This is a genomic window from Bacillus sp. LR--39, assembly GCF_053613335.1.
Genome location: NZ_JBSIOT010000002.1, coordinates 769,068 through 795,174, shown reverse-complemented (window position 1 = coordinate 795,174; position 26,107 = coordinate 769,068). Strand labels below are relative to the sequence as shown.

Annotated in this window: 28 protein-coding genes and 1 riboswitch; of the genes, 10 read left to right on the top strand and 18 right to left on the bottom strand. The window is 48.7% G+C overall.

Going from position 1 to position 26,107, the window contains the following annotated elements; all coding sequences use genetic code 11:
- Positions 1 to 78 precede the first annotated feature (78 nt).
- The 7 genes from liaH to ACWHAR_RS13715 form a co-directional block, all read right to left on the bottom strand.
- Positions 79 to 756, bottom strand: a complete 678-nt coding sequence (liaH, locus tag ACWHAR_RS13745) for a stress responsive protein LiaH (RefSeq protein ID WP_007410057.1) — start codon at positions 754 to 756, stop codon at positions 79 to 81.
- 13 nt (positions 757 to 769) lie between these two features.
- Positions 770 to 1,150 carry a protein liaI gene (locus tag ACWHAR_RS13740; protein WP_032876573.1) on the bottom strand — a complete coding sequence of 127 codons (381 nt, stop codon included), beginning with the start codon at positions 1,148 to 1,150 and terminating at the stop codon, positions 770 to 772.
- Between the two features lie 166 nt (positions 1,151 to 1,316).
- Entirely contained in the window at positions 1,317 to 2,585 is a 1,269-nt protein-coding gene (locus ACWHAR_RS13735; protein WP_032876570.1) for an MFS transporter, read from the bottom strand.
- Between the two features lie 164 nt (positions 2,586 to 2,749).
- The gene (locus ACWHAR_RS13730; protein WP_032876568.1) at positions 2,750 to 3,319 is read right to left on the bottom strand and encodes a cob(I)yrinic acid a,c-diamide adenosyltransferase; all 570 of its coding nucleotides are present in this window, start codon (positions 3,317 to 3,319) and stop codon (positions 2,750 to 2,752) included.
- Positions 3,316 to 4,542 carry an ABC transporter ATP-binding protein gene (locus ACWHAR_RS13725; protein WP_032876566.1) on the bottom strand — a complete coding sequence of 409 codons (1,227 nt, stop codon included), beginning with the start codon at positions 4,540 to 4,542 and terminating at the stop codon, positions 3,316 to 3,318. Before ACWHAR_RS13725 ends, ACWHAR_RS13730 begins: the two co-directional genes overlap by 4 nt.
- The gene (locus ACWHAR_RS13720; protein WP_032876563.1) at positions 4,539 to 5,585 is read right to left on the bottom strand and encodes a FecCD family ABC transporter permease; all 1,047 of its coding nucleotides are present in this window, start codon (positions 5,583 to 5,585) and stop codon (positions 4,539 to 4,541) included. The genes ACWHAR_RS13725 and ACWHAR_RS13720 overlap by 4 nt, the downstream gene beginning before the upstream one ends.
- On the bottom strand, positions 5,548 to 6,492 hold the full coding sequence (locus tag ACWHAR_RS13715; RefSeq protein ID WP_032876560.1) for an ABC transporter substrate-binding protein: 945 nt from the start codon (positions 6,490 to 6,492) through the stop codon (positions 5,548 to 5,550). Before ACWHAR_RS13715 ends, ACWHAR_RS13720 begins: the two co-directional genes overlap by 38 nt.
- A gap of 187 nt (positions 6,493 to 6,679) precedes the next feature.
- On the opposite strand from ACWHAR_RS13715, the gene ACWHAR_RS13710 reads away from it, so the two are divergent.
- A complete protein-coding gene (locus ACWHAR_RS13710) occupies positions 6,680 to 7,471 on the top strand; it encodes an SDR family NAD(P)-dependent oxidoreductase (protein ID WP_003151783.1) in 792 nt (263 codons plus the stop codon).
- A gap of 51 nt (positions 7,472 to 7,522) precedes the next feature.
- On the opposite strand, the gene ACWHAR_RS13705 is transcribed toward ACWHAR_RS13710, so the two are convergent.
- The 5 genes from ACWHAR_RS13705 to ACWHAR_RS13685 form a co-directional block, all read right to left on the bottom strand.
- Positions 7,523 to 8,401, bottom strand: a complete 879-nt coding sequence (locus ACWHAR_RS13705) for an SMP-30/gluconolactonase/LRE family protein (RefSeq protein WP_022553757.1) — start codon at positions 8,399 to 8,401, stop codon at positions 7,523 to 7,525.
- Positions 8,402 to 8,464: 63 nt separating this feature from the next.
- A complete protein-coding gene (locus ACWHAR_RS13700) occupies positions 8,465 to 10,207 on the bottom strand; it encodes a HAMP domain-containing sensor histidine kinase (RefSeq protein WP_007613700.1) in 1,743 nt (580 codons plus the stop codon).
- Positions 10,204 to 10,923: a response regulator transcription factor gene (locus ACWHAR_RS13695; RefSeq protein WP_032876557.1), complete on the bottom strand. Its 720-nt coding sequence runs from the start codon at positions 10,921 to 10,923 to the stop codon at positions 10,204 to 10,206. Before ACWHAR_RS13695 ends, ACWHAR_RS13700 begins: the two co-directional genes overlap by 4 nt.
- A gap of 172 nt (positions 10,924 to 11,095) precedes the next feature.
- Positions 11,096 to 11,332 (bottom strand): sigma-O factor regulator RsoA, encoded by a 237-nt coding sequence (rsoA, locus tag ACWHAR_RS13690; protein WP_003151778.1) that lies wholly within the window; start codon positions 11,330 to 11,332, stop codon positions 11,096 to 11,098.
- Complete coding sequence (locus tag ACWHAR_RS13685) at positions 11,329 to 11,865, bottom strand: sigma-70 family RNA polymerase sigma factor (RefSeq protein WP_087920805.1); 537 nt, start codon at positions 11,863 to 11,865, stop codon at positions 11,329 to 11,331. Before ACWHAR_RS13685 ends, rsoA begins: the two co-directional genes overlap by 4 nt.
- Positions 11,866 to 12,108: 243 nt before the next feature.
- Here ACWHAR_RS13685 and ACWHAR_RS13680 point away from each other — a divergent pair, with 243 nt between their 5' ends.
- From ACWHAR_RS13680 to ACWHAR_RS13670, 3 genes are all read left to right on the top strand, one after another.
- Positions 12,109 to 12,264: a YvrJ family protein gene (locus tag ACWHAR_RS13680; protein WP_014418860.1), complete on the top strand. Its 156-nt coding sequence runs from the start codon at positions 12,109 to 12,111 to the stop codon at positions 12,262 to 12,264.
- A 117-nt stretch (positions 12,265 to 12,381) separates the two neighbouring features.
- Positions 12,382 to 13,542 carry an oxalate decarboxylase family bicupin gene (locus ACWHAR_RS13675; RefSeq protein ID WP_007613711.1) on the top strand — a complete coding sequence of 387 codons (1,161 nt, stop codon included), beginning with the start codon at positions 12,382 to 12,384 and terminating at the stop codon, positions 13,540 to 13,542.
- A gap of 64 nt (positions 13,543 to 13,606) precedes the next feature.
- Positions 13,607 to 14,029 (top strand): YrvL family regulatory protein, encoded by a 423-nt coding sequence (locus tag ACWHAR_RS13670; protein ID WP_032876551.1) that lies wholly within the window; start codon positions 13,607 to 13,609, stop codon positions 14,027 to 14,029.
- Positions 14,030 to 14,066: 37 nt separating this feature from the next.
- On the opposite strand, the gene ACWHAR_RS13665 is transcribed toward ACWHAR_RS13670, so the two are convergent.
- From ACWHAR_RS13665 to ACWHAR_RS13655, 3 genes are read right to left on the bottom strand one after another with little or no spacing between them, the layout of a single operon-like run.
- A complete protein-coding gene (locus tag ACWHAR_RS13665) occupies positions 14,067 to 14,870 on the bottom strand; it encodes an ABC transporter ATP-binding protein (RefSeq protein WP_032876548.1) in 804 nt (267 codons plus the stop codon).
- 18 nt (positions 14,871 to 14,888) lie between these two features.
- Positions 14,889 to 15,899, bottom strand: coding sequence for a FecCD family ABC transporter permease (locus ACWHAR_RS13660; RefSeq protein WP_032876546.1), 1,011 nt, complete (start codon positions 15,897 to 15,899; stop codon positions 14,889 to 14,891).
- Positions 15,899 to 16,936: a FecCD family ABC transporter permease gene (locus tag ACWHAR_RS13655; RefSeq protein ID WP_029973587.1), complete on the bottom strand. Its 1,038-nt coding sequence runs from the start codon at positions 16,934 to 16,936 to the stop codon at positions 15,899 to 15,901. Before ACWHAR_RS13655 ends, ACWHAR_RS13660 begins: the two co-directional genes overlap by 1 nt.
- A gap of 247 nt (positions 16,937 to 17,183) precedes the next feature.
- Between ACWHAR_RS13655 and ACWHAR_RS13650 the strand changes: the two genes are divergently transcribed.
- Positions 17,184 to 18,122 (top strand): iron-hydroxamate ABC transporter substrate-binding protein, encoded by a 939-nt coding sequence (locus tag ACWHAR_RS13650; RefSeq protein ID WP_032876544.1) that lies wholly within the window; start codon positions 17,184 to 17,186, stop codon positions 18,120 to 18,122.
- A 174-nt stretch (positions 18,123 to 18,296) separates the two neighbouring features.
- Here ACWHAR_RS13650 and ACWHAR_RS13645 read toward each other — a convergent pair whose 3' ends face one another.
- Both ACWHAR_RS13645 and sspJ read right to left on the bottom strand, forming a co-directional pair.
- The gene (locus ACWHAR_RS13645) at positions 18,297 to 19,709 is read right to left on the bottom strand and encodes an amino acid permease (protein ID WP_007613722.1); all 1,413 of its coding nucleotides are present in this window, start codon (positions 19,707 to 19,709) and stop codon (positions 18,297 to 18,299) included.
- Between the two features lie 110 nt (positions 19,710 to 19,819).
- Positions 19,820 to 20,000: riboswitch (Lysine riboswitch) on the bottom strand.
- 122 nt (positions 20,001 to 20,122) lie between these two features.
- The gene (gene sspJ / locus ACWHAR_RS13640) at positions 20,123 to 20,263 is read right to left on the bottom strand and encodes a small acid-soluble spore protein SspJ (protein ID WP_007410034.1); all 141 of its coding nucleotides are present in this window, start codon (positions 20,261 to 20,263) and stop codon (positions 20,123 to 20,125) included.
- Positions 20,264 to 20,446: 183 nt separating this feature from the next.
- On the opposite strand from sspJ, the gene ACWHAR_RS13635 reads away from it, so the two are divergent.
- Together ACWHAR_RS13635 and ACWHAR_RS13630 are read left to right on the top strand one after the other, a co-directional pair.
- Entirely contained in the window at positions 20,447 to 20,929 is a 483-nt protein-coding gene (locus ACWHAR_RS13635; protein WP_032876542.1) for a metal-dependent hydrolase, read from the top strand.
- Positions 20,930 to 20,971: 42 nt separating this feature from the next.
- Entirely contained in the window at positions 20,972 to 22,846 is a 1,875-nt protein-coding gene (locus ACWHAR_RS13630; RefSeq protein WP_032876539.1) for an LTA synthase family protein, read from the top strand.
- Positions 22,847 to 22,856: 10 nt separating this feature from the next.
- Here ACWHAR_RS13630 and ACWHAR_RS13625 read toward each other — a convergent pair whose 3' ends face one another.
- Complete coding sequence (locus ACWHAR_RS13625) at positions 22,857 to 23,783, bottom strand: substrate-binding domain-containing protein (protein WP_032876537.1); 927 nt, start codon at positions 23,781 to 23,783, stop codon at positions 22,857 to 22,859.
- A 117-nt stretch (positions 23,784 to 23,900) separates the two neighbouring features.
- Here ACWHAR_RS13625 and modA point away from each other — a divergent pair, with 117 nt between their 5' ends.
- The 3 genes from modA to ACWHAR_RS13610 all read left to right on the top strand — a co-directional run bounded on the left by modA (position 23,901) and on the right by ACWHAR_RS13610 (position 26,104).
- Positions 23,901 to 24,698 (top strand): molybdate ABC transporter substrate-binding protein, encoded by a 798-nt coding sequence (gene modA, locus ACWHAR_RS13620; RefSeq protein ID WP_031378355.1) that lies wholly within the window; start codon positions 23,901 to 23,903, stop codon positions 24,696 to 24,698.
- Entirely contained in the window at positions 24,679 to 25,362 is a 684-nt protein-coding gene (modB, locus tag ACWHAR_RS13615; protein WP_032876534.1) for a molybdate ABC transporter permease subunit, read from the top strand. The genes modA and modB overlap by 20 nt, the downstream gene beginning before the upstream one ends.
- A gap of 94 nt (positions 25,363 to 25,456) precedes the next feature.
- Positions 25,457 to 26,104: a response regulator transcription factor gene (locus ACWHAR_RS13610; RefSeq protein WP_007613734.1), complete on the top strand. Its 648-nt coding sequence runs from the start codon at positions 25,457 to 25,459 to the stop codon at positions 26,102 to 26,104.
- The last annotated feature ends 3 nt before the right edge of the window (positions 26,105 to 26,107 follow it).

The window sequence follows — 26,107 nt, the reverse complement described above, 5'->3', positions numbered from 1 at the left end:
TATAAAGGAAAAGCCGGAGAATTGATACGTGTGCGTATAGGGAAGAGGCGTAAACGCGCCGATCTTCCCTTGTGCACATTATTCATGAGCCGCTTTTTGACGCTCTGTTTTTTCCAGAGAAAGCGAGCGCATTTTTTCAATCTCAGCTTCCACCTCGTCTGAATATTGGGAGCGGCTGTATTCTGTGTTCGCCTCAGCTGAAGTGCCGTATTTGACGCGGACTTCCATTTCTTCAATGCGGCTTTCCATTCGAAGGAACTCTCTGTAGGCGCTTTCGCTGTCAATTTTGTCGAAAGAAGCGTTCATATGTTCCTTCGCATTTGCCGCGTTCGCGCGGGCGATGAGCGCCTGTTTTTTATCCTTTACGTCGCGGAGGCGCGTTTCTAAAGTTTCCAGCTGCTCTTTCAGCTCTGCCAGCTGTGTTTTCGCCTGCTCATACGCTTTTTCATGTTCGGCCGCTTTTCCCTCAAGGTATTTCATTTCAGTCAGAGCCTTTTTCGCTAGCTCCTCTTCCCCGGCGTCAAAAGCAAGCTGAGCCTGGTTTTTCCGTTTTGCCGCCGTTTCAGAGGCATCTTCCTGTTTTTTCTTAAACTGATGGACGATCGTGTGCTGTTTGACAATCGTTTGTTTCGCCTTAGCGATGTCACTTTCCATATCACGCACATATTGATTCAGCATGACTTTCGGATTTTCTAATTTATCAAGCCCTTCGTTAACAGATGCGACGAACATATTTCTTATTCTTTTTAAGACCATTTTGTCTTCCTCCTTATTTTTTCTTCAGAAATTCTTCCCATTCAGAGTCAAATCCGGATTGATATCCCGGTGATGCCGCTTCCGGTTCATACTGGCGGGAAGCGGTGTCTGAGCCGCCCTGCTTCATCATCTTCCATCCGAAATACACCATGGCGCCGGCCAGTCCGATCGCAACGATAAATGGAAGAGAACCGACGAGAATCATAGCTCCGATGACGCCCGCGATGATACCCGATACCGCCCGGCCTTTTGAAAAACGTTTGATTCCCCAGTAAAGCATCAGGCCTCCGATCACCAGCGGGATGATAAATGCGAAATGGCCTCCTCCGAAAAAGACAGAAAGTCCGAACACAATCAGCAGAAAGCCGCCTGCCGTTTTACCATTTATATTCATGCAGATCCTCCTTTCGTTTTCCTTGTCTTTACTATAAACAAATCCCGCGGCCGGCAAAACGAGTCAGAGATTGATTTTCATATCAGACCGGAGTCGTATAAGCCCCCGGACCTTCGCATAAAAAAACGCCGCTGCACCGGACGGCGCAGGGCGTTTTACGAAAAATCTATATTCTGATGCTCGCTTCTTTTTCTCTGATGAGATCTGAGCGTTCGGCTTTGGCCAGCTTCGTAAAGAACAATATTCCGAGACCGGACAGGACTTCAACGAGACCGCCGGCGGCAATGACTTTTCCGGAACCGAAGGCGTTAGCCGCGTATCCGCAAAGAACCGCGCCGAGCGGAATGGATATGTTTGAGATCATATGGATGACGGCATAGACTTGCGGCTGGTCATCATGGTCCACAGACGTCTGAATAATCGTATATTCCGGCACATTAATCGCGCTGACGGCAGATCCGAACGCAAACGCGGCGAGGAAGACGAGCGGCAGAAAAGTGTTGAGGCCGGTGATGAAAAATGCCGCCCCTTCTATGATTCCTGCTGACACAAACAGGAGACCGTATTTGTTCACCTTCACCTTAGCCAAAATAAAACCCATTAAAAAGGCTCCGCCCGTGCCTGTCGCTTTCAAAAGCGAGTAGATGATCGGCGGCATGTTTAAATCTTCGGCGACATAAACGGCAGAGAGCGCCTCCCACGGAGCGGCCGCAAAATTCATGAAGATACAATAGATGGCGAGCGGGTATAAAATCTGGTGTTTCCTGACAAGAACGAAACCCCGTTTGAGCCTTCCGAAATACGTCCCGCGCTGTCTGACGGCGACTGTATCCTGTTTGGCATGCCGGACTTGGTATGACATAAAGAGTACGAGAAAACCTGATAGAAGATAGAATATAAGAGCGATAAACAAAGAATAAGCGGGACTGATAAATGTTAAGAATACCCCGCTCAGCGTAATGGCGGCAAGCCTGACGATCTGGCCTGATGACTGGATGACCGCATTCGCTTTCTGCAGGCTGTTTTCTCCGACAATATTGGGGATTAATGAGATAGATGCGGGATTATAAGCGGCTCCCGTGGCTGAATGCACAATCATGAGAAGCATGACAAACCATAAAGGAGAAAAACCGTTAAAATAACAGATCGGAATGATCAACACGACCGCCGCGCGCGTGAGGTCGGAGAAATACATCCAGAATTTCAGCGTATGCTGCTTCATAAAAGGCCCGGTAATCGGCGCCAGCATCGCCTCCGGAAGGAACGTGACCGCAATTAACAGGGACGTGCCGATCGCGCCTTCCCCGTCAAAAATCAAAAACCACAGAATGGAATTAAAGGCAAAACCGTCGCCTGACAATTTAACTAGCCTTGAGATAAACAGAAGGGTGAAATTTTTATTCCAGATGCTCTCGCTCTTATTATATGTATCCATCTATCAAATCCCCCATTATTTTACAATGTTTCTTATAATATCTCATTTTTTAATTTTTCAGTCAATAATGCATAAGATACATTTTCCTTCTGTCAATAAAGGTTCAATTGATGGATATCTCTATAAAAAAACAGCCGGCTTGCAGCTGCCGGCTGAACAAAACGTTATTCATCATCACGGAATACCGCGGCGCTTCTTTCATATTCTATGTCCTGAACGCCCTGTCTTGCGTTAACCGCTCTTGCCGCCGCGAAAAAATAATCAGACAGGCGGTTCAAGTAACGCATCACCGTATCGTTTATCTCTTCTGTTTTACCCAGTTTCACGACGAGACGCTCAGCCCGTCTCGTGACAGTCCGCGCGATGTGAAGCTGAGCAGCCGCCTTATGCCCGCCCGGAAGAATAAATTTCTCAAGCGAGGGCGCTTCAGCCGTGTAACGGTCTATGCAGTCTTCCAATGCGGAAATCGATGTCTCTCTTAATGTATAGCTTCTATGTTCAGTGACCGTCGCCAAGTCGCCGCCGCAGTCAAACAGCTCATGCTGAATGTTTCGAAGTTCGGCTTTCACATCACCGCAATTCTCACAATCATCAAGCTCCGCAAGCGCAAGCCCGATAAAGCTGTTCAGCTCATCGATCGTCCCGTAGCTTTCAACCCGCAGACTGTCTTTATCCGTTCTGCCGCCCATCAGGCTTGTCTGTCCTTTATCGCCGGTTTTTGTATACAGCTTCATCGTTGTATTCCTCCTTCTTCCGCCGCTTTTACACATGCAGCGGTTCCTCTTCTGACGGCTCTTTCCGCGTGAGGGACGTCCATCGCCTCTCCTGTCTGCAAGGCACAAATGACAATGTCGCCTTTTGCCTGTCTGCCGGAAAGGGCCTGCATTCTCGCTTCAGCCGCTGCCGTTAACAGCCGAACAAATCCCTGTTCCGATAAATGTCCGCTGATCAGCACCCAAACGGTATACTGCGCAGTCACGGCTATCGTAACCGAATCAAACGTACGGCAGATCAAACCAGCTGCCGCCGAGCCGGAAAGCCGGCGGCTCCACGAAAAGCCCGGGCCGTCAGATGCGGTTGACAGCATTCTGAACGGCCGTTCTGTATGAAGCGTTACGGTATTTCCGCTTTTGTTTATCAGAGAGGCGAACGGAACGCCGGCGGGCTCTCCTTCCTCCCGCGCTTCCGGCATAAAAGAGATCAGCGGTTTCGGCGACGATTGCTGGGCAACAGCGCTGACGGTGATGCCGTAAATGTCTTCAATCGTCTCTTTTTTTAAAGCCTGATCCGGCGTCTGCTTCGGAATAGCGCGTCCGTCTTTCATCATCAGGAGCTGATCACAATATTGGCTTGCTGCGTTGAGGTCGTGAAAAATACTGATGACCGTCAGGCCTCTTTCTCTCGTCAGCCGCTTTACCGTATCAAGCAGGTCTTTCTGATATTTGAGATCAAGAAAGGTCGTCGGCTCATCCAGACAGAGCACCTCAGGCTGCTGAGCCAGTGCCTGCGCCAGATAGACGCGCTGCCGCTCCCCTCCGCTCAGATTGCGGACCGATTGCTGCGCATATCGGTCGATGCCCGTCATTTCCATCGCTTCCCGGACAATGTCTTCGTCATGTTGATCCATCTGTCTGAAGAGTCCTTTTTGATACGGGTATCTGCCGAAGGACACCGTTTCCTTAACGGTAAATGTAAAAGCTTGCTCCGTATGCTGCGGCAAAACGGCCATGATTTTCGCAAGCTCCCGCGGCTTGTATCCGCCGACGGGCCTGCCTGCTGCGAGCACCTCGCCTTTTGACGGAGAGAGCATTCCCGTCAGCAATTTCATCAGCGTTGTTTTTCCCGAGCCGTTCGGACCGAGTATGCCGACAAATTCACCTTTTCCGGCGGTAAAGCTGACATCTTCCACAATCATCCGGCCTCCGTACCCGCCGGACAGGCTGCTCACCCTGATCATAAGCGTTTCCCTCCATGATGCTGGCGAAGCAGAATCAAGGCAAACACAGGCGCTCCCGCCAAAGCCGTCATAATGCCGATCGGCAATTCGACAGGCTCAATGACGGTGCGGGAAATCAAATCCGCCAAAATGAGAAACCCGGCGCCCGTCAATGCTGACAGCGGCAGTAAATGGCGATGATCCGTTCCCCATAAAAGCCGTGTCACGTGGGGAATGACAAGGCCGACAAATCCGATCGTCCCCGAGACGGCAACCGCTCCTCCCGTCAGCAGAGATCCGGCGGCGATCATCAGCAGTTTTCTTTTTCCCGTACTGACGCCTAACAGCCTTGCCTTTTCTTCTCCATAAGTCATAATGTTTAATTCTTTGCCATTGATAAGCAGAAGCGCCGTCCCGGCCAGAAAAAAAGGCAGAAACAGCGCGACATAGCCCCAGCCCCTCATTGACACGCTTCCTAACAGCCAGTGGACAATCGGGAGCAGATCATTTCCCGTTAAAGCGATCACAAGCGAAATGAGAGCCCCGAGAAAAGAATTCATGATGATGCCTGTCAAAATGAGCGTCGAAACCGACATCGACGCATGAACGAGGCGGCTGAAAAACAGAACCGCCGCCATGACCGCAATCGCTGCGGCGATGCTGACAACCGGTAGTGTGAACCGGCCGATGACGGGAATCTGAATGCCGAAAAACAAGGTGATAACGGCTCCCGCCGAGGCTCCCGAAGATACCCCGAGTGTATAAGGGTCGGCGAGCGGATTTTTCAGAAGTCCCTGAAACGCCGCCCCGGCAATGGATAACGCAGCTCCGACAAGAGCGGCCAGAACGACTCTCGGCAAACGGATATTCATCATAATATTTACATTCATGGGATCAACAGAGGATGTCCGGCCGATCCCGATCCAAAAAACGTCGGATAAAGGAATATGCAGACTGCCGATTGAAATGCCGAGTGCCGTACAAACGGCTAAAAACAGCAGGCTGACCGTGTAGGCCAGCGGGCGGTTACTTTTTAAACGTTTCAGGATAAACGCTTTCTGCAAGCTTCTCGACCCCTTTGACAAGGCGCGGGCCTGAGCGTGTGACAAGGTCGGGATCAACAGAATAGACATTGTGGTGTTTGACCGCATTGACGGCACCCCAGCCGGCGCGTTTTTCCACTTCAGCGGCCTTTACGCCGTCTGTCGTAATGATGACGTCGGGATTCATTTTGACAATCGCTTCATCCGTCAATTGCACCCAGCCGGTCTGGCTGCCGGCAGCGTTTTTCGCGTGTATATCTTTAAGCATTTCGTTCATAAACGTGCCTTTCCCCGTCGTGTAGCCGTCAGGAGACACTTCGACGAATACTTTCTTTTCGTCTTTTTCAGAAATGGCCGCCGCTTTCTTTTCTATGCCGGAAAGGTCGGATTTCATCGATTTGATCAGCTTATCCGCCTGCTTTTCTTTGCCGGCCGCTTTTCCGATCATGCTGATAGATTTGTATACGTCTTGGAACGATTGCGCATCATTGACCGTTAAGACGGTGATGCCCGCATCTTTCAGTTGCTTCATCGCATCGGCGGAAGCGGACATAGAGGACGCGTGGGCAAGCACGAGATCCGGCTTCAGCGCGATGACTTTTTCAGCGTTCACATTCATATCTCCGACTTTCGGTTTTTTTACCGCTTCTTTCGGATATGTATCATTTGTCGTAACGCCTGCGACCTTATCTCCCAGTCCGAGCGCGTATGTAATTTCCGTATTGCTCGGCATGAGGGAAACGATTTTTTCCGGTGCCTGCTTTATGGTTACTTTTTCGTTCACGGCATCCTTAATGGTTACCGGGAATGCTTCGGTTGAGACGGCTTTTTGTTTGGCCGCGCTTCCTTCTTCCTGTGCGCCGGAACAGCCGGCGATCACAAAGGCGGTGACCAAGAGCGCCGCCCAGACGGCAGTGATCTTCTTCATTCTTTTAACTCCCCCTGATTATGGTAAACGATTGTCTCTTTGACATTCGTATCCTTTTTTCGCAGTAATTATACTATAAGTCTTTAAGGCTTGTATATCCGGCCTTTTTGCATGAAAGCAAATTGTTCGTACACACTAAAATTCATCATGTATACTGTTACACATTGGCGTAAAAAGGAGGATTATCATGGAATTACAGCTTGAACGAAAGCTCGTGTTGATTACAGGATCGACTTCAGGCATCGGAAAAGCCGCGGCAAAAAGCTTTTTAGCCGAAGGCGCCGAGGTGATTGTAAACGGAAGAAAAAAAGAAACTGTGGAACGGACGGTTGAGGAGCTTTCCGCTTACGGAACGGTTCACGGCATCGCTGCGGATTTATCGCGTCAGGATGAGGCGGATGACTTGATCAAGCGCGCCGGCGGAATCGGGGAAGTCGATATTCTCGTCAATAACCTCGGCTTTTTTGAAGTAAAGGACTTCGCTGAGGTGTCTGATGACGAATGGACTCGGTATTTTGAAGTGAATGTTATGAGCGCCGTGCGCCTGTGCCGGCGTTTTCTGCCGCAAATGCTCGAAAGAAACAGCGGACGGATTCTGAACATCTCCAGTGAAGCCGGAGTCAAACCGCTTGCGCAAATGATTCCTTATTCAATGACGAAAACGGCGTTAATCAGCTTGTCCCGGGGAATGGCTGAAATGACGAAAGGCACAAATGTCACGGTCAACTCCGTGCTGCCGGGACCGACATGGACCGAAGGCGTCGCTTCTTACATGGAAGGAGCCGCAAAGGCTGCCGGAGAAGACACGGACAGCTTCGTCCGGGATTATTTTAAAGTGAATGAGCCGACATCTTTGATTCAGCGCTATGCAACCCCGGAAGAAGTCGCCAATACGATTGTATTTCTCGCTTCATCAGCGGCTTCTGCCATTAATGGCACCGCACAGCGGGTTGAAGGCGGCATCATCCGCTCCATTTAACACAAAAAAGCCCAGCACAATGGGAACTTCCCCATATGCCAGGGCTTTTTTTTACATCATGCCTGCAAACGGAACCGGCTCCCAGCCGCCCGTCTCAAGCTCTGCTGAAAACAGGCCGCCCGCATGCGGCTGCTCAAGTCTTTCGGCTTCCGTCAATTTTTCCGTCGCGGTCGTAATGTATAACGTGTTCAAGTCTCTGCCCCCGAACGCACAGCAGGTGACGTATTTCGCCGGAACTTCGATAGATGCAATTTCCTTATGCAAAAACGGGTCAATCCGGACGGCACGGCCGCCTCCGAACAGAGCCACCCACAGCATTCCGTCACGGTCAATGGTCATTCCGTCGGGAGATCCTTGCGACTCCGGAAAGCGGTAGACCGTTTTCGGATCTGATACGGCTCCGGTTTCAGGATCATATGAATAACAGACGATTTCCTGCGTCGGAGTATCGATATAGTACATCAGGTTTCGGTCCCGATCCCAATCCAAACCGTTCGAGGTGGAGACCTGGTCTTTTATTTTGGCAAGGCTGCCGTCCGTATTCAGACGGTACAGCGAAGCCTCCTCTTCTTTGCCTTCCATGCTCGTCGTTCCCGCCCATAATCTGCCGGACGGGTCGCATTTTGCGTCATTGAAACGGATATCTTCCCGCATGTCTCTCGGCTGCTTCATCTTCGTCAATGTATCTTCCCGAAGATTGTACAGGTAAAACCCATCTTTCATCGTCATCACCAGCTCTTCCTTTGAATACAAGGCCAGAGCCGTGACAAATGATTTGAATTTAACGGAACGGTTGATTCCGTCAGCCGGAGTGAAGATATGGAGCTGGCTGCCCAGTATATCCACCCAGTACAGGCATTCCTTATCCTTGTCCCATAAAGGGCCTTCTCCGATAACTGCTCTCGTATCTGCTCGTAATGCTGCTTCCATATGTGAACACCTCTTTTGCTTGTCAGTCTTCTATTGTTATTCCCGACAAAGCGGCGTCCAAACTTAATCTTTTTTAAAAAGAATCGTGATCACCGTTCCGGCGCTGATTCTGCTGTTGACATGGATGGTTCCGTTATGAAGGTGTACCAGCTCCTTGGCAATGGCGAGTCCGAGTCCCGTTCCTTCTGACGGGCCTTTCGTATTCGTTCCCCGGTAATAACGGTTAAACAGCTGGTGAATCGTTTCGTCGTCCATTCCTCTTCCGTTATCTTTCACTTTCAGAATGAGCTGTTCGGCTGATTCCTCAAGCACGACCCGAATGGCGGTCCCTTTCTTATTATGCTTAACCGCGTTTGCCAGCAGATTCTCCAGAACACGGCGGAACCACGCTTCATCAATGGCGAAAAGAATGTCTTCCTTTTTGGTTTCAAAGGCGATGTCATAGCCTTCCGAGAACGTGTTTTTCGTGAAATCGTTCGTGACGTTTCTGATAAACGGCACGACGTTGATCAGCCGCCGTTCGATCGGGAGGGCCGCGTTTTTGAGGCGGTATGTTAAGTTTAAGTCCTCAATCAGCTTGGACATATATTCTGATTTTTCCCGGACGATCTGCCCCATCTCTTTGACTTCTTCGGGGGTCCAATCGTATTGCTTCGATTCAAGCATCATGCTGTAGCCGTAAATCGTGCTCAGCGGGGTTTTTAAGTCATGGCTCAGCCCGGCGATCCATTCTTCCCTTGTCGCCTGGATTTTTTCTCTGTTTTTCTTATCCCGCTTCAGCGTGTCGGTCAGCTGATCCATCGATTCGAAAATCTCGGCGAAAAAGCGGAACGGCTGTTTTGTTTTGCCTTTTTTGTTTTTGCTGACCGGCTGTCCTTTGCGGTTCTTCGGCTCTTCAAGCCGGCCCTTTGATAAATTGACGAGCCATTTGATGGTATGAAACAGCGGCCAGCCGAAACGGAAAGAGTACCAGATGGTCAGGATGCAGATCATAAATACTAAGATTCCGATCAAGAGAAAGAGGGTTTTCATCACATTTCTCAAAAATGATTTGTTAAACTCGTGATCGGGGATGTACACGGGGTTCGGCACCGATGCAACCATCCATTTCGTTTTATCGAGTCTTTTAAAAGAAATTTCCCGTTTGTAATTCCACGGCTTGGAACTGTATTTCAGTAATTCAAGCTCATTGACGGTGTTCCGTTCTTTTTTCGTGCTGTTGATATCCCCGAGCAGTCTGCCGCTGTCTTCGAGAAGGTAGACCGCCCCTTTTTCCCGTTTAATATAATCAACCGTGCTTTTTTTATATTGAGAAAGGGAAGCGAGGGATGGCTCCTGTGATTCGATGTAAGTGAGAAGCTGCTCACTGGCGGATTTCCAGCCGAACAGAATCAAATAGGTCTCATCATTTATCGTGACCGTCCAGTAATTCAGCTTGTAGTTGTCAAAATTCCGGTACTGATAAATGGATAAGAGGTCTTTTCTGCTGTAATGGCTCGGGACGTCTTTCGGCACTCTGTAGGCGTAGTCCGTTTTTTCATTGTCATTAATGATCTGCAGCCAGCCCTTCTGCTTTCTGACCGACATCTTTAAAAATTCATCGACATCCCATGTGCCGTCTTCATTTTTATCAAGCCACGCTTCAAACGAGTCTGCCGTCGCTTTGGTCAGTCCCGCATTGGCTTCCGCTTCGCTGAAACGCCAATCCAAATAGAAGAAAGAAGCGACGGCCAAAACGGACATCAGCAGGATGACAAGCAGCAGCTGACCGAAAAAGTGGAGCAGAAATTTTCCGCGCATTCTCATGACCGGGTTCCTTTTTCTCCTTGATCGGGAATAAACCGATAGCCGAGGCCGCGCACCGTTACAATATAAGACGGATTGCTGGGGTCTTTTTCAATCTTTTCTCTGAGTTTGCGGATATGCACCATGACGGTGTTGTTGTCGCCGTAAGACGGATATCCCCATACTTTTTCATAGATCTGATCTTTTGAGAGCACCACATCAGGGTGTTCACAGAAATATTGAAGCAATTGCAGAAGCTGTGCGGAGCAGCTGACGGGCTCGCCCCCGACGATCAGCTCGGCGTTTTGCGGCGAATAGGAAAAATGGCTGTATGAATACGTCTTTAACGCCGTTTTCTCTTCGCGCTTATAGGTTCTCTTTAACGTCGCCCTGATCCGCGCCGCCAATTCGAGCGGATTAAACGGCTTTGTTATATAATCGTCAGCTCCCAATGCAAATCCTGACAGCTTATCCGCATCAGAAGAACGGGCAGTCAGAAAAAAGATCGGAGCGTCGGTATAGTTCCGGATTTCGGTGCATGCTTCAAAACCGGACATGCCTTCCATCATCACATCCAGCACGAGCAGATCCGCGGTTTCATGTTTAACAAACTCGATCGCTTCCTCAGCGCTTCCGGCTGTCTTAATGTTGTGATAGCCTTCTTTGACGAGAACGCGTTTGACCATATCAACGATCGCCTTCTCATCGTCTACAATTAAAATTGACGCATTTTCCACCTTGGACGTTCCTTTCTCTTTGTTTTTTTCATCATATCATTATATGGATAAGATTTGGTACCTTTTTAGTGCGGAGGTCTTGCGGGGAAACAGAAAAGAAAAACGAGACGTACATCTCTTCTCGTTTTTCTCACGTTGTCAGAGCGGAATATCAATCATCCCGCCGCTTTTGTCAGGAGCTTTCATTTATAAGATGAAGAATAAATTCCCAAAAACCCGGTACTTCCTGGCATAACAGCATGTCCGCTTTTTCAACTATTTTAATCTTCAATTCTTGTTCAAGATCTTCTCTTTCCTGGTATGATGTATTGCTCAGTTTTTTTTTTATCATTGGCGAAAAACGCGAAATCAAAAGTTCCATTTCGTCGGTATCTGTGTTCTCTTTGTTGAAGTCAAATGGCCCGTTCACTGCTTATTTTCCCCCTTTTTTTGCTTGTCCAGCTGCTTTCTGAGATTATCGAGCCCTTTTTTATGAATATTAGAAATGTTCTGCCGTGATTCACCCAGCGACTCGGCAATTTCCTTCATCGTCGCTCCGTGAAGATAAATATTCGTCAGCACGCTTTTTTGTTTATCGGTTAACGTCTGAAGCGCTTCGTATAAATCACGGTTTTGGACATGCTGGCTCAAATCCCCCTGCTTCCGCAGAAACTCTTCATACGCGTCTTTTCCCATTTCATAGGGAAGCGCTTCACCTCCCTCCGGCTGATCCACCGTCAGCGGATAGCGCTTCTGATTTTTACGGATGCGTTTGTCAAAATCGATGGAGAAAATCCGGATCATAGAGTTCATATATTTGATGATCCGGATTTCCTTATAAAACTGCTTAAAATGGTCGTCCAATGATTTTGCATCCTTCTCGTCTGAATGTTCCAGCACATTTTTAAATTTCTCGTAATGCTTTGGGTCACTTAAAAAATGTTTAACGATCGGATGTTTCATAATTTCCTTGCATTTTGACCGTAAAAGAACTTGATAGTCCATAAAACCGCCCCCTATTTAAATTAAATGAAAGAAAGCAAAAAAAAGTAAACTACTCCTTTCCGACTAAGATTCCGCACTCCTTATGTCCCGGATTTGCCGGAACAAAAAAAAAGACCCTCAACCGGGATATCAGGTTTACAGGAGCCGCTCTTTCTTTCACTTATATACATGACTGCAGGTCAAGTCAGGAGGTGGCTGATAATGGATCAGGTTTTTATAGAAGAAACGGTCAGACAGATCGGCAATCTCGGCTTTCCGGCTCTGATTGCCATGTATCTTCTCACACGGTTTGAGAAGAAGTTTGACGCCCTGATCGAACTGATGACGGAACTGAAAGATCAGAAAATGAAAAATTAATTTTCACAGCAAGTTGACTTTTCATCGGAACGCATCACTTAACAAAGCAGAAGGGAAAACGAAAGGCCTTTCACATTCTCTTTCTGAAAAAACAAAGCTTGAGAGGAGACGATTTACATGTCAAAAGAAAACAACTGCAATATCCCGCAGCCGATCAGAGGAGACAAAGGGGCGACCGTCACGATTCCGCGCAACCTTGAAAGAGACCGCCAAAATCCGGATATGCTGACGCCGCCGGAAACGGATCACGGCACAGTGGATAATATGAAATTCTCTTTCTCAGATGTGCACAACCGGCTGGAAAAGGGCGGATACGCGCGTGAGGTGACCGTTCGCGAGCTGCCGATTTCTGAAAATCTGGCATCTGTCAACATGCGTTTAAAACCGGGCGCCATCCGTGAGCTGCACTGGCATAAAGAAGCGGAATGGGCATATATGCTGACGGGCAAAGCGCGGGTCACGATTGTTGATGAACAGGGACGCAGTTTTATCGATGACGTGAAGGAAGGAGATCTGTGGTACTTCCCGTCAGGCCTGCCGCACTCCATTCAGGCGCTGAAAGAAGGCTGTGAATTCCTCCTGGTTTTTGATGACGGTTCCTTCTCAGAAAACAGCACATTCCAATTAACTGACTGGCTTGCCCACACGCCGCTTGATGTCATCGCCAACAATTTCGGTGTTTCAGAAAAAGACCTCGCCGGCCTGCCCGGGAAAGAAAAATACATCTTTGAAGAGCCTGTTCCCGGCAAGCTGAAAGATGACATTGTGGAAGGACCGAACGGCGAAGTGCCTTACCCGTTCACATACCGCCTGCTGGATGAAGGCCCGACCGCTGAGACGGACGGCGGCAAAGTATATATCGCGGATTCCACAAACTTTAAAGTGTCCAAAACGATCGCTTCAGCGCTTGTCGTGGTCGAACCGGGCGCAATGAGAGAGCTTCACTGGCATCCGAACACGCATGAATGGCAGTATTATATTTCCGGTAAAGGACGGATGACGGTTTTTGCATCGGACGGCCATGCGAGAACATTTAACTATCAGGCCGGGGATGTCGGTTACGTTCCGTTCGCAATGGGCCACTATGTGGAGAATTTGGGAGATGAGCCGCTCGTCTTCCTGGAAATCTTCAAGGATGACCACTATGCCGATGTGTCCCTGAACCAATGGCTTGCCATGCTTCCTGAGAAATTCGTCCAGCAGCATCTGGATCTGGGCAAAGACTTTACGGATATTCTTTCGAAAGAGAAACACCCTGTCGTCAAAAAGAAATGCTGAAGATACATCGACTTGCAGAGTTCCGTCTCTGCAAGTCTCCTCTGTGTGAAAAGGAGCTGAACAGATGATCAATCAAAACGGGACGAAAATGTTTTTTCTTCAGGTGCTCCGGTATGCCCTGGCAGCCGCTGCCGTATTATTCGGGTATTTTATCGTGATGATGGCTGTATTTTCATTAGCCGGGACGAGCTACGGATCGATGGCGTACGTCCTGCTTTTTTCCGTGCTTTTTATTTTTCTCGGTTTATGTTTTGAACCGCTTGAGCGGCTGATGATACATAGCTTTACCTTTTTTGGGACGGGCAGGCTGCCTTTTCTCCTTTTAGCCAGCACCGTTCAGCTGCTGTTCCTCTGGATGACCGCGTATACGACGGATAAACTGATTGAAAAGATTTGGCTGTCAACGACGGAGGAGCTGATTGTGGCGGGGGTTTTTTTCGTTTTGGATAAATGCGTCTCCGGACAAAAGCAGCCCCGGGCGCAATAAAAAAACGCAGGCCGGAATGGCTCTGCGTTTTTTTTCATCATACCGTTGCGTTTTCATGCCGGATTAAATCGTAGGTTAAGCAGACCGGTTTGTTCGTGCGCGGATCTTTTACAATCTGTGCGTCAATCTGAAACACGTCTTCCAATATACCGGGAGTCATGACTTCCTCCGCCGTTCCTTCCTTGATGACGCGCCCTTTTTTCAGGGCGACCATGTAATGGGAAAAACGGGCGGCATGGTTCAGATCATGAATGACCATTAAGATGGTGCGGCCCTGCTCCTTGTTTAATTTGTCCAGCAGCTGCAAAATTTCAAGCTGATGGGCGAGATCTAAATAAGTGGTCGGTTCATCAAGAAGCAGCAGCTCCGTTTCTTGAGCGAGCGCCATGGCGATCCACACACGCTGCCGCTGCCCCCCGGAAAGCGCTTCGATCGGCCGGTCGTAAAATTCGGCCATCCCCGTCTCTTCAAGCGCCCATTTGATCATGTCACGGTCTTTATCACTCAAACGGCCCATTCCGGACTGATGCGGAAACCTGCCGTAAGAAACAAGTTCGTACACCGTCAGCCCGCTCGGCGCTTCAGGCGTCTGCGGAAGAATTGCCATTTCCTTGGCGATGTCTTTCGTGGATTTTTGCATGATCGCCTGTCCGTTTAAATAGACGGCGCCGGATTTCGGTTTCATGATTCTTGACATCGTTTTAAGAACCGTCGATTTTCCGCAGCCGTTCGGACCGATCAGCGTTGTAATTTTTCCTTTCGGTATGGCGATATCCAATTCTTTCGCTATCAAACGGTCGCCATAACCGACAGTAAGCTGTTCCGCCGATAATGAGTTCATCGCGGCAGTCTCCTTCCTCTATTTCGTTTTCATCAGCAAATATACAAAATACGGCGCTCCGAGCACGGAAATCACCAGGCCGACGGGAACTTCGGACGGTGCAAGCACATTTCTCGCCAGCGTATCGGCAAGCAGAAATAAAAATGCTCCGATTAAAGCCGAAACCGGGATAAGCGTCTGGTGGCGCGGGCCGGTAAGCCTTCTGGCCAAATGCGGCGCAATGAGTCCGAGAAAAGCGATTCCGCCGGCTGCCGCAACACATGACGCGGTCAGGGCAACGGCGCACATCAGCAGAACGCGCCGCTCCTTTTCAACCCGGGTGCCAAGCCCCGCCGCCAGCTGATCACCGAGCTGGAGCACATTTAAATACCTGGCTTTATAGAGGCTGAACGGTAAAAGAACCAGCAGCCACGGCAAAATGGACAGCACCATTTTCCAATTGGCGTTCCAAATCGAACCGGAAATCCATACAAGCGCCTGCATGAAATCCCGCGGGTCCATTTTCAGCTGAAAAATCAAGAGAAGCGCATTAAACCCCGCATTGACGCCGATCCCGACCAAAACGAGCCGGACAGGTGAAACGCCTTTTTTCCAAGCCAGCACATAGATGAGCAGCGCAGCCAGAAAAGCCCCCGCCAAAGCGCTCACCGGAAGCAGCCATGTACTGGCCATGCTTAAATCAACAGCTGATCCTTGGAAAAAGAAGATAAACAAAACGACCGCCAAAGACGCCCCGGCGTTAATACCGAGAATGCCCGGCTCCGCCAAGTCATTTTGAGACACGCTTTGAAAAATCGCGCCTGAAACCGCGATTCCGGCGCCGACCAGCAATGACAGCACCATGCGAGGCAGTCTGAATTCAAATAAAACGAGCTGATCCCGGGCATCCCCCTGTCCGAAAAAGACACGTAGCGTATCAAGAGGCGCAATCCGGATCACACCCATGTTTAAACTGATAAAAAAGACGATGCATATGAGCAAAAACGTAACGGCCATGACCGCCAGCGGTTTTTTCGATTTTACATTCATTACAGCCCTCTCCTTTCCCTGCGCGCCAAATAAAAGAAAAAGGGAACGCCGATAAGGGCGGTTAAAGCGCCGACCGGTGTTTCAAACGGCGCATTGACGAGTCTTGCGGCAATATCACTGAAGACTAACAGAACGGCGCCGAATACCGCCGAACAGGGAATGATCCACCTGTAATCTACCCCGACTAAAAATCGGGTGATATGCGGAATCACCAAGCCGATAAAAGAAATGGCTCCGGCGACTGAGACTGAAGCCCCCGTCAAGAGGACAACGACAAACATTCCGATTACTTTCACAAGCGATGTGTACTGCCCGAGCCCTTTGGCCAGCTCCTCACCCAAGCTCAGCACCGTTACTGAGCGCGCAATCAGAAATGCCAGCAAAAGTCCGATAACCCCGACCGCCAACAGCAGCTGCACGCCTTCCCATTTCACGGAAGCGACTCCTCCGGCGTACCAGAACTTCACATCCTGGGCGACATCAAAACGGATCGCAATCGCGCTTGAAAGCCCCGTTAAGAAATAGCCGACTGCCGTACCGGCCAGCGCGAGCTTCACCGGTGTCAGCCCGCCTTTTGAAAACAGGCCGATGCCAAACACAATAAGCGCTCCGATTCCCGCTCCCGCAAAGGACCACAAAACAAGTCCCGCCGCAGACAGTCCCGGAAAAAAAGCAAATGCCAATGCGATCGCAAATCCTGACCCCGACGTCACGCCCATAATGGAAGGCTCAGCAAGCGGGTTCCGCGTCAGCCCCTGCATAATCGCCCCGGACACAGCTAAAAAAGCCCCGACGAGCGCGGCGGCGGCGGTTCTCGGCAGCCTCAGATCGCGTATGATTTGATGAGATGTATTTTGCGGCTGAAAGTGAAAGAGAGCATCCCACACCGTCCGCAGATGAATATCGGCAGCTCCGATGGAAACAGACAGAGCCGCGCCGATCAATAAAACCGCAATACCGGCACACAGCAGCACAGCCGCCCGGAATGAACGCGCCGTCCACTGGATTTCACTCCCTGATGCCCCTTGAGCCGTCATTGTCTGTTTCTTTTTCAATAGACCCAACACTCGTTCTTCCTTTCTCAAAACAAGAATGGTAATGATAATGATTATCAATGACTTGTTTCAGTATAGCACTTTTATCTTCTCTTTTAATAGACCTAATTTCATATAAAAAAAGAAAGTTTTTCTTAAAAAAGAGCGTGCTTCTCTATGAAAGCAGTGATATAATCACACTGATAATGATTCTCTTTATCACTAATTTTTATGAAAGAAGGAATGTCAGATGTTCCATACATACAAGAAAATCGGCGCAGCGCTGATTACCATGCTGCTCATCGCCGCTTTGGCCGCATGCGGCAATTCTTCAGACACGAAAGGTTCTTCTGAAAAAGAAGAAACCATCACGTATAAAGCCGAAAACGGCAATATTAAAATTCCGAAGCACCCGAAACGGGTCGTCGTCATGGCTGACGGCTACTACGGCGACTTCAAACAGCTCGGCATCAATGTTGTCGGCGCGCCGCAAAACGTATTTAAAAACCCTTATTACAAAGGGAAAACAAAAGGTGTGACAAACATCGGCGACGGCACGTCCGTTGAAAAAATCATTGACTTAAAGCCGGATTTAATCGTTGTCTGGACGACACAAGGCGCCGATATTGAAAAACTGGAAAAAATCGCGCCGACAATCGCCATTAAATATGACAAGCTCAGCAACATTGATCAATTCAAAGAGTTTGCGAAAATGACAGGCACTGAAGATAAAGCAGACAAATGGCTGGCTGAATGGGATAAGAAAACCGCTGCCGCTAAAACAAAGGTTCAAAAAGCGGTCGGCTCAAAAACCATCTCCATCATGCAGACAAACGGAAAAGACATCTATGTATTCGGTAAAGACTTCGGCCGCGGCGGAAGCATCATTTATGACAAACTCGGGCTGAAGGCCACAAAACTGACGCAGGAAAAAGCCATTAATCAAGGGCCGGGCTACGCCAGCATTTCACTCGAGAAACTGCCTGACTTCGCGGGAGACTACATCTTTATGGGGCCATGGCAGGCCGGCGGTGACGACAAAGGCGTGCTTGACAGCTCAATCTGGAAGAACCTCGATGCCGTCAAACAAAACCATGTCTATCACATTGATCCGATCGGCTTCTATTTCTCAGACCCGATCTCACTTGAAGGCCAGCTCGACTACATCACAAAAAGCTTAACGAAGTAACCCCGAAGCCGCTGTCACAGCGGCTTTTTATTACGCTTTACACTTGACCGTTTTTTCAGCGGACGCACTGACCATTTAACCGCATTCGAGACCATTCATTATATACACGCCGTCAAAACGTAACCCGCCGCCGCAAACAAAAAAGACATCTCACAGACGTGAGATGTCTTTTTGTCATACCGATTGTCTGTTGTTTGCAAATTTCTTTGAGACGAAAGGATATAACAGCAAACCGACGAAGAACAGCCCGATACCGAGAATAAAGGTCGTTAAATCGGCCGTTCCGGTAATAATGACGTAAAAAGAATAAATGCAGGCAAGGATGGCGATGATACCGTCTCTTACTCTTGAACCCTTTATCTCGTCATACGTTTCACCCGTAAAAATGAGCTTCAGGCTGTAAAACGCTGATACGAGATACGGAATCAGATAAGCGAGCGTCGCCGCCGTCGTTAAAAACGTAAATGCGTCACTGATCGTCCGGGAAATAACTGAAAAGATAAAGATCTGTGACATCACGTTCGTTACGATTAACGACACAACCGGGCTTCCCTGTTTATTCGTTTTTGCAAAAGCAGCCGGAAAGTCTCCTGATTTCGCCGCTTGATACGGAACTTCAGAGCCGAGAAGAATCCAGCCGAGCATCGTTCCGAACAGACACAAAATCGCCAGAATCGCCATGATGACGCTTCCCGCATTGCCGACGATCGCGTACAATACGTCAACAAACGGTTTTTCCGAGCCGACAAGCTTACCATGCGGAAGCACGCCCATCGTAATCAATGTTACGATGATATAGATGCCAAGCGCGATCAATAATCCGGTAATAGTGGCGCGTTTCACATCGCGCTGCGAACGGGCGCGCCCGGATAAGATGACTGCCGATTCAATTCCGACGAACGCCCATAATGTTGAAATCGCCGCATTGTGGATCTGCCCGCCGATTCCCTCAACTGTGTGAGGACCTGTTTGAACCGGAAAATAAAAATGATCGAAAAACGACGTTTGAAACACAAATAAACCTGCAATGATAAAGAAAATAAATCCTAATACTTTTGAAAACGTCGTGACGAAATTTAATTTACTCGCACCGTTAATGCTGGTGACGAGAATCGTGTGAGTGCCCCATAATAAAACCGTACATACGGCAAACGTCAGCAGCTGGCCGAGCGTAACCGCCTGACCGCCGATCGAAAACATTTCACGCTTATCCGTTAAAATCGGGAAAAATGATGTTAAATATCCGGCAAGGCTCGTGATGATCGCCACGTTGCTGATCCAGCTCGCCACCCAGTAGCCCCACACCATCGTGAAGCCCGCTGCATTCCCTTTTTTCCGATCGCTGAACAGCGCACGCGCATAGCTTTGCGGCCCCGCCGTCAGCTCAGGCTTGCGGATGGATAAGTGGCCGAAGACCAGCGCGATCATTAACACACCGGCTCCCGTTAAAAGCCATGCCGATGTGGCGCCGAACGGGCTCGCGATTTTTGCGAGCGAACTCGGAAGCGAAAAGATGCCCGAGCCTACCATATTTCCTACGACAAACGCCGTTAATAACCAAAAACCCCATTTTTTCGTCTGTTCCATTCCTGTACCTCCTGGTTGTTCATTCGTACGGACCAGACCCCGAGATCATATTTACACGCAAAAAAAGCCTGAACAAAAGTCCATGCTTAAAGAAACACACACACCCTTGATCTCCGGATAGCCCTCCGCGAAAAAGCACGCGGCAGTCCTGCACTTATTCAGATACAGTCCCAGCATAAAGAAGGATCGGCTTTCTTTACACTTCGGCGCTGATGCCTTTAACACATGTTTTGCGGCCCCTATCAGCCTGGCATGTGCGACTCATCATCAAGCGCAACCTCTACCTCACCGAGAAAGAGTGAGGATTTTTATCATTCAATTCTACTCAGAGGTTATCAGAGATAAAAAGATCTGTCAAAGGGAAAAATTAGATGGAAAACGGATAGAGCGTTCGCCCTACCCGTCTTATATGGTCAGCGGTTGTTTTTTTTCTTTTGAACAGCTTCTTGAAGCGGATCGTCTTTCAGAGCTGCACCGGCGTCTTCAAGCGCGCCTTGAATGACATTTTTGTTTTTATCGCTGTTTTTTCCTTTTTCTTTGTTAAAGAAAGCCATCTGTATCACCTCTTTATCAAATATAGGTACACCTATAATGTGTCTTTTTCCGCGGCAGAATATGCGGAATCCGCGTCTCCTTCCTTTTGGCGGAACAGGTAAAGTTTGTTGATCAAACATGCATTCTCTTGATATATTTGTAATTCAGGGGATTTTGGCAAAAATAAAAAGGAGAAGCGAAAAATGACAGGAAAAACACACATCATGGGAGGCATCGCTTCTTGTTCCGCAATTGCGTATTATTACGGGTATGATCCGGTCCTTATGACCTCAGCGGGTGCCCTCGGGGCGCTGATTCCCGACATATGCCATACGAAAAGCAAAATCGGCAGAACGCTGCCCGTTCTGTCCAAAATCGTAAGCACGGTGTTCGGCCACAGAACGTTTACACACAGCCTGCTGTTTATGCTTATTATGTTTTTCATTACGGCATCCTATATTCCGAATCCGAGCATTTCCGCCGGACTGATGATCGGAATGGCGAGCCATCTTGTGCTTGACGCATGGACCGTCAACGGCATTAAACTGCTGTTTCCGTCCGCCATCCGCTTCCGTCTTCCCCTTTATATGAGAACGGGGAGCTTTTCGGAGCAGCTTGTGCTGGCCGGCTTAACGATTGTATCCTGCTATTATTTATACGAACTGGTTCACGGCCGCATCTCTTAAACAAAAAGCGTCTTTTCGCTTTTAGGGTGAGGAGTCATACATATGAAGAAAACCTTTTTCAGCAATCATCGGTTTTTATGCCTGTCCATCCTGTTCATGTGGATGAAAACCTATGCCGTTTATAAGCTCGGTTTTGATCTGCAGAACAATTCGGTTCTTGAGGAATGTCTGCTTCTCATTAATCCGCTGAGCTTCATTGTGCCGCTGTTCGGCATCGCCCTGCTGCTGACAGAAAAAAAACAGCGGATCTTTCTGCTTGCGGCGAATGTGGTGCTGACGGGAATTTTAATCGCGAATACGGTGTTTTACGGGTTTTATATCGATTTTATCACCATACCGGTTTTGTTTCAGGCGAGCAATATGGGTGATATGGGAAGCAGCGTCCAAGAGCTGTTTCACCCGCTTTACATCGCTTTATTTTTGGATATTGCGGTTTTGTTTTATCTTGGTAAAAGGCATAAAGCTGGTAAAGGAAAAGCGGGCGCCCGTACCGTTAAAGCGTATGCGTGGGCATCAGCCGGCCTCATGCTGTGCAACCTTGCACTGTCTGAGGCCGAGCAGCCGAAGCTGTTCAAGCACCCTTTTGATCGTGAAGCGCTCGTAAAAGGAATCGGCCTGTTCCACTTTCATTTGTATGACACCATTTCGCAGACGCTGAATGCAGGGGCTAAAGCGTTTGCCGATGAAGACAGCCTTGCGGCGGTCGCAAATTACACTCAAGCCGACTACAGCAGGCCGTCCGATTCAAAATTCGGGCTCGCCAAGGGACGCAATGTGATTTTTGTTACACTCGAATCAACACAGCGTTTTGTAATGGATGAGCGGGTCAACGGACGGGAGATTACCCCGTTTTTAAATAAACTGCGGGAAAAAAGTTATGACTTCACTCATTTTTATCAGCAGACTGAACAGGGAAAAACCTCAGATTCAGAATTCATTACTGCGAATTCGCTGTATCCGTCTTCAAGCGGCGCCGTTTTTTTTACAAAAAGCGGCCACCGGTTCAATACGATGTACCATATGTTAAAAGACCGTCAATACTATTCAGCCGTTCTGCATGCCAATCATAAGGCCTTTTGGAACCGGGATGAGATGTACGGGGCATTCGGAATTGACCGTTTTTTCGACGCGGATGAATTTAAGGTGACGCAGGAAAATTCAACAGGCTGGGGCCTGAAGGATAAGGAATTTCTCGAACAGTCAGCGGAAAAATTAAAGAAGCTTCCGCAGCCGTTTTACGCGAGCCTGCTGACTTTGACCAACCATTTTCCTTTTGAAATTGAAAAACAGGATCAGCTCATTGAAGAACCGGACACAAGCAGCGAGTTATTAAACCGCTATGTGACGACGGTCCGCTATGAAGATGAGGCCCTGAAACACTTTTTCAAGAAGCTGAAAAAAGAAGGACTGTATGACAACGCGATGATCGTCCTGATGGGAGATCATTACGGTATATCCGAAGCCCATAATCAAGGACTTGCCGAATTCTTAGGGAAAGAGGAAATCACTCCGTTTGATACGGTTCAGCTTCAGCGCGTGCCGTTTATCATTCATATTCCCGGGGTGACCGACCGTGAGCCGGAAACGATTGCTTCCGCCGCGGGACAGGTTGATGTAAGGCCGACGCTGCTTCACCTGCTCGGCATTGAAACGAAAGGCAGCATTCAGTTCGGCAATGATCTGTTTTCCGGAGAGCGGACCCCGTTTGCGGTGCTGAGAAACGGCAGCTTTATCACGGATGATCATATTTATACGAAAAATACGTGTTACAGCCGTAAAACGGGCGAACCGCTTTCTGACATGAGCGCGTGCAGCGATGAGAAAGAAAAAGCTGAACAAGAGCTGATGCTTTCCGATAAAATATTAAACGGCGACCTGCTGCGGTTTTATAAGCAAAAAAAAAATCCCTCCATATAGGAGGGATTTTTCATGTTTCATATATGAGCCGTCCGGTCATTTTCGTATCATATCCGGATAATTGAGAAAGCTGAGACTTGAATTCCTCAGAATTGAGGATGTCCTGCACGCTTTGAACAAGCTCCCGGTTTTGTTTTAACACAACCACATCGTACTGTTCACTGATCACCGGGATAAAGTCCGTGCCTGCCATATGCGCCGCATGCTGCGACCCGACTCCGATATCCGCCTTTCCGCTTGATACTTGTGAAGCCGCTGACAGATGATCCATGACAATGTCATGATATCCGGCGACATCATTCGGCGTAATGCTGAATGATCTGAGCTGTTCATCCAGCAGGACCCTCGCGCCTGATCCTTTTTCGCGATTGACGATACGGACATCCTTTCGGCTCAAATCCTGAAAGCCCTGAATGTTCAGCGGATTGCCCTTTTTCACATATAATCCGGCCTGACGAAGTACGACATGAAAAAGCGCAAACGGCTCCCCTGAAAGAATGCGCTTCACATACGGGATGTTATACTGCCCCGTCTCCCCATCGTACAAATGCAGACTGACGATGTCACAAGCCCCGCGGTACATCTCGATCAGGCTGTTCAAACTGCCGCTGTACTTGCGGAGCGGAGCCGCCTGTATTGTTTGTTCCAGCTGTTTGCTGAGGAGGTCCATCGACACATCCTGCCCGCTGATGATAACGGACTGCCTTTTTTCCGGCTCCCGCCCGCGGGACGGGTCAGGCCCTTCTGCTGCGGATGGCTTTTTTGACATTCTCATGTTTGCTTTATATTGTTTTAAGTCCTCTTCATCGACCCTCATCTGTCTTCCGACCCTGTACGCCGGAATGAGTCCTTTTTTTATCAAATCATATACTGTCAGTTTGGAGACCTTCAAAAGGCCCGCAACTTCTTCTATTGTATAGGAAGTGGCTTCTGTCATATTATCACGCTCCGTTTTTATTATAACTGTTCAGATATTGAAAAAAAACCGCACCATCACGTACAATTGCGTTATAATTAGTTTGATCTAATGATATTTAGCTATAAGGGGTGCACAATGTTGAAAAAGAAAGCGACACTACTCACAACTGCGGCTATGGCCGTTTTCCTCGCAACTGCGGGCTGCTCTTCCGGACAATCGTCCAAAGGCGGACAAAACGAAAAAGTCACGCTCACCGTTTCTGCGGCAGCCAGCGCTCAGGATGCACTTGAAGAAATCCAGACCAACTACGAAAAATCACATTCAAACGTAACCATTCAAGACAACTTCGGATCATCAGGCACATTGCAAAAACAAATTTCACAAGGCGCGGGAGCTGATTTATTCTTCTCGGCAGCCGAAGATAAATTCGAAAAGCTCGTTCATGACGGAGATATCGATAAAAAGGACAGCACGGATCTTTTGAAAAATGATCTCGTCATGATCGTGCCTGAGAAAAACAGCGCACACCTGACACACCTGAATGACCTGAAAAAAGACAGCACGGAAAAAATCGCGCTCGGCACACCTGAATCCGTTCCGGCCGGACAATACGCCAAACAATCATTGACGGCATTATCCCTGTGGGACAAGGTAAAAGATAAAGTCGTCTATGCAAAAGACGTGCGCCAGGTGCTGTCTTATGTTGAAACCGGAAATGTCGATGCAGGGCTTGTCTATAAAACAGACGCGCTGATTTCGAAAAAGGTGAAAATCACCGATGAAGCGCCGGCGAAAACGCACGATCCGATCGTATATCCGCTCGGCATTGTCAAGGATACAAAGCACCGTAAAGAAGCAGAAGCGTTTTATCAGTATCTGCAGTCGGATGAAGCGATGAAAGTGTTTAAGAAATATGGATTTACTGCCAAGTAACATTACGGCTTCGGAGTTTTTCACCCCAGTCGTACTGTCGTTTCAGGTGGCTTTGGCGTCGGGCTTCGCCGTCATCATTCTCGGAACGCTTGCCGGCGCCTGGATGGCGAAAGCGCGATTTCCCGGAAAAACGGCTGTGGAGACGCTGTTTATGCTCCCGCTCGTTCTTCCGCCTACCGTTGTCGGGTTCATTCTCATTATCATTTTCGGAAAACACAGCTTTTTCGGCCGGGCGATTGAGCGGATTTTTCACCAGCCCGTCATTTTCACGTGGTCGGCCGCGGTGATCGCTTCGGCCATTGTCGCCTTCCCGCTTATGTATCAGTCCGCTAAAACGGGCTTCGCCGCGGTTGATGCCGACATCGAGGGAGCGGCGAAAGTAGACGGAGCCGGCAGGTGGCAGGTGTTCACCCGTATTTCCGTCCCGCTTGCCTTTCCCTCCCTCTTGACCGGAAGCATTCTCAGTATTGCAAGGGCGCTAGGTGAATTCGGGGCGACTTTAATGTTTGCGGGAAATATTCCCGGCGTCACCCAAACGCTGCCGACAGCGATTTACGTCGCGATGGACTCCGGCAATGAAACACTCGCCTGGGTGTGGGTGATCTGTATTGTGATCATTTCTTTTCTGATGCTGTTTTTCATCCAATTGAAAAAACCCGCTTGACCGCTCCGCCTTCCGCGCACCTTTCGCCGGGAGGCTTTTTGATTTAAATTCGGATGGTATATAATGAAACAAAAAACACACAAAGGGTGCGGCCATGAAGATTAATGTCATTATCGCGGATGATAATTCTTTCATCAGAGAAGGAATGAAAATCATTTTGCATACATATGAGGAATTTACTGTATCGGCAACGTTGGAAAACGGACTCGAGGCGGCAGAGTATTGTAAACACAATCCCGTCGATATCGCCTTGTTGGACGTCCGCATGCCGGTGATGAACGGTGTCGAAGCCGCAAAACGGATCGCGGAGGAAACGGATACGAAGCCGATGATCCTGACGACATTTGACGACGATGAGTATATTTTAGAAGCGATTAAAAACGGCGCGAAAGGATATTTATTAAAAAATACCGAACCGGAACGGATCCGCGATGCGATCAAAAGCGTCTTCAACGGGCACAGCATTCTTCAGGACACCGTACTGGATAAAATAAAAGACAGCCTTTCCCGGCCGGCGGAAGCCGCGCATCAGATTGATGAAAGCCAGTTTACTGAAAGAGAGCTCAGCATCATGTCGCTTATTGCGAAAGGATTCTCGAACAGGGAAATTTCAAAACAGCTTTTCATTTCTGAAGGGACGACGGCCAATTATATTTCCTCTATTTTAGGGAAAACGGGGCTTGAGCACAGAACGCAGATCGCGATTTATTATATCACCGGGAAGGTGGATAACGGGCGTTGAACG

Excerpts from the sequence above, each read along its gene's own strand:
- ACWHAR_RS13665 (WP_032876548.1), bottom strand. The coding sequence starts at position 14,870 with ATGAACTCATTATCGGCGGAACAGCTTACTGTCGGTTATGGCGACCGT.
- ACWHAR_RS13740 (WP_032876573.1), bottom strand. The coding sequence starts at position 1,150 with ATGAATATAAATGGTAAAACGGCAGGCGGCTTTCTGCTGATTGTGTTC.
- liaH (WP_007410057.1), bottom strand. The coding sequence starts at position 756 with ATGGTCTTAAAAAGAATAAGAAATATGTTCGTCGCATCTGTTAACGAA.
- ACWHAR_RS13735 (WP_032876570.1), bottom strand. The coding sequence starts at position 2,585 with ATGGATACATATAATAAGAGCGAGAGCATCTGGAATAAAAATTTCACC.
- ACWHAR_RS13705 (WP_022553757.1), bottom strand. The coding sequence starts at position 8,401 with ATGGAAGCAGCATTACGAGCAGATACGAGAGCAGTTATCGGAGAAGGC.
- sspJ (WP_007410034.1), bottom strand. The coding sequence starts at position 20,263 with ATGGCTTTCTTTAACAAAGAAAAAGGAAAAAACAGCGATAAAAACAAA.
- ACWHAR_RS13635 (WP_032876542.1), top strand. The coding sequence starts at position 20,447 with ATGACAGGAAAAACACACATCATGGGAGGCATCGCTTCTTGTTCCGCA.
- ACWHAR_RS13645 (WP_007613722.1), bottom strand. The coding sequence starts at position 19,709 with ATGGAACAGACGAAAAAATGGGGTTTTTGGTTATTAACGGCGTTTGTC.
- ACWHAR_RS13675 (WP_007613711.1), top strand. The coding sequence starts at position 12,382 with ATGTCAAAAGAAAACAACTGCAATATCCCGCAGCCGATCAGAGGAGAC.
- ACWHAR_RS13625 (WP_032876537.1), bottom strand. The coding sequence starts at position 23,783 with ATGACAGAAGCCACTTCCTATACAATAGAAGAAGTTGCGGGCCTTTTG.
- ACWHAR_RS13710 (WP_003151783.1), top strand. The coding sequence starts at position 6,680 with ATGGAATTACAGCTTGAACGAAAGCTCGTGTTGATTACAGGATCGACT.
- ACWHAR_RS13715 (WP_032876560.1), bottom strand. The coding sequence starts at position 6,492 with ATGAAGAAGATCACTGCCGTCTGGGCGGCGCTCTTGGTCACCGCCTTT.
- ACWHAR_RS13670 (WP_032876551.1), top strand. The coding sequence starts at position 13,607 with ATGATCAATCAAAACGGGACGAAAATGTTTTTTCTTCAGGTGCTCCGG.
- ACWHAR_RS13700 (WP_007613700.1), bottom strand. The coding sequence starts at position 10,207 with ATGAGAATGCGCGGAAAATTTCTGCTCCACTTTTTCGGTCAGCTGCTG.
- ACWHAR_RS13730 (WP_032876568.1), bottom strand. The coding sequence starts at position 3,319 with ATGAAGCTGTATACAAAAACCGGCGATAAAGGACAGACAAGCCTGATG.
- modA (WP_031378355.1), top strand. The coding sequence starts at position 23,901 with ATGTTGAAAAAGAAAGCGACACTACTCACAACTGCGGCTATGGCCGTT.
- ACWHAR_RS13725 (WP_032876566.1), bottom strand. The coding sequence starts at position 4,542 with ATGATCAGGGTGAGCAGCCTGTCCGGCGGGTACGGAGGCCGGATGATT.
- modB (WP_032876534.1), top strand. The coding sequence starts at position 24,679 with ATGGATTTACTGCCAAGTAACATTACGGCTTCGGAGTTTTTCACCCCA.
- ACWHAR_RS13610 (WP_007613734.1), top strand. The coding sequence starts at position 25,457 with ATGAAGATTAATGTCATTATCGCGGATGATAATTCTTTCATCAGAGAA.
- ACWHAR_RS13650 (WP_032876544.1), top strand. The coding sequence starts at position 17,184 with ATGTTCCATACATACAAGAAAATCGGCGCAGCGCTGATTACCATGCTG.
- ACWHAR_RS13630 (WP_032876539.1), top strand. The coding sequence starts at position 20,972 with ATGAAGAAAACCTTTTTCAGCAATCATCGGTTTTTATGCCTGTCCATC.
- ACWHAR_RS13680 (WP_014418860.1), top strand. The coding sequence starts at position 12,109 with ATGGATCAGGTTTTTATAGAAGAAACGGTCAGACAGATCGGCAATCTC.
- ACWHAR_RS13685 (WP_087920805.1), bottom strand. The coding sequence starts at position 11,865 with ATGAAACATCCGATCGTTAAACATTTTTTAAGTGACCCAAAGCATTAC.
- ACWHAR_RS13660 (WP_032876546.1), bottom strand. The coding sequence starts at position 15,899 with ATGAATGTAAAATCGAAAAAACCGCTGGCGGTCATGGCCGTTACGTTT.
- ACWHAR_RS13655 (WP_029973587.1), bottom strand. The coding sequence starts at position 16,936 with ATGACGGCTCAAGGGGCATCAGGGAGTGAAATCCAGTGGACGGCGCGT.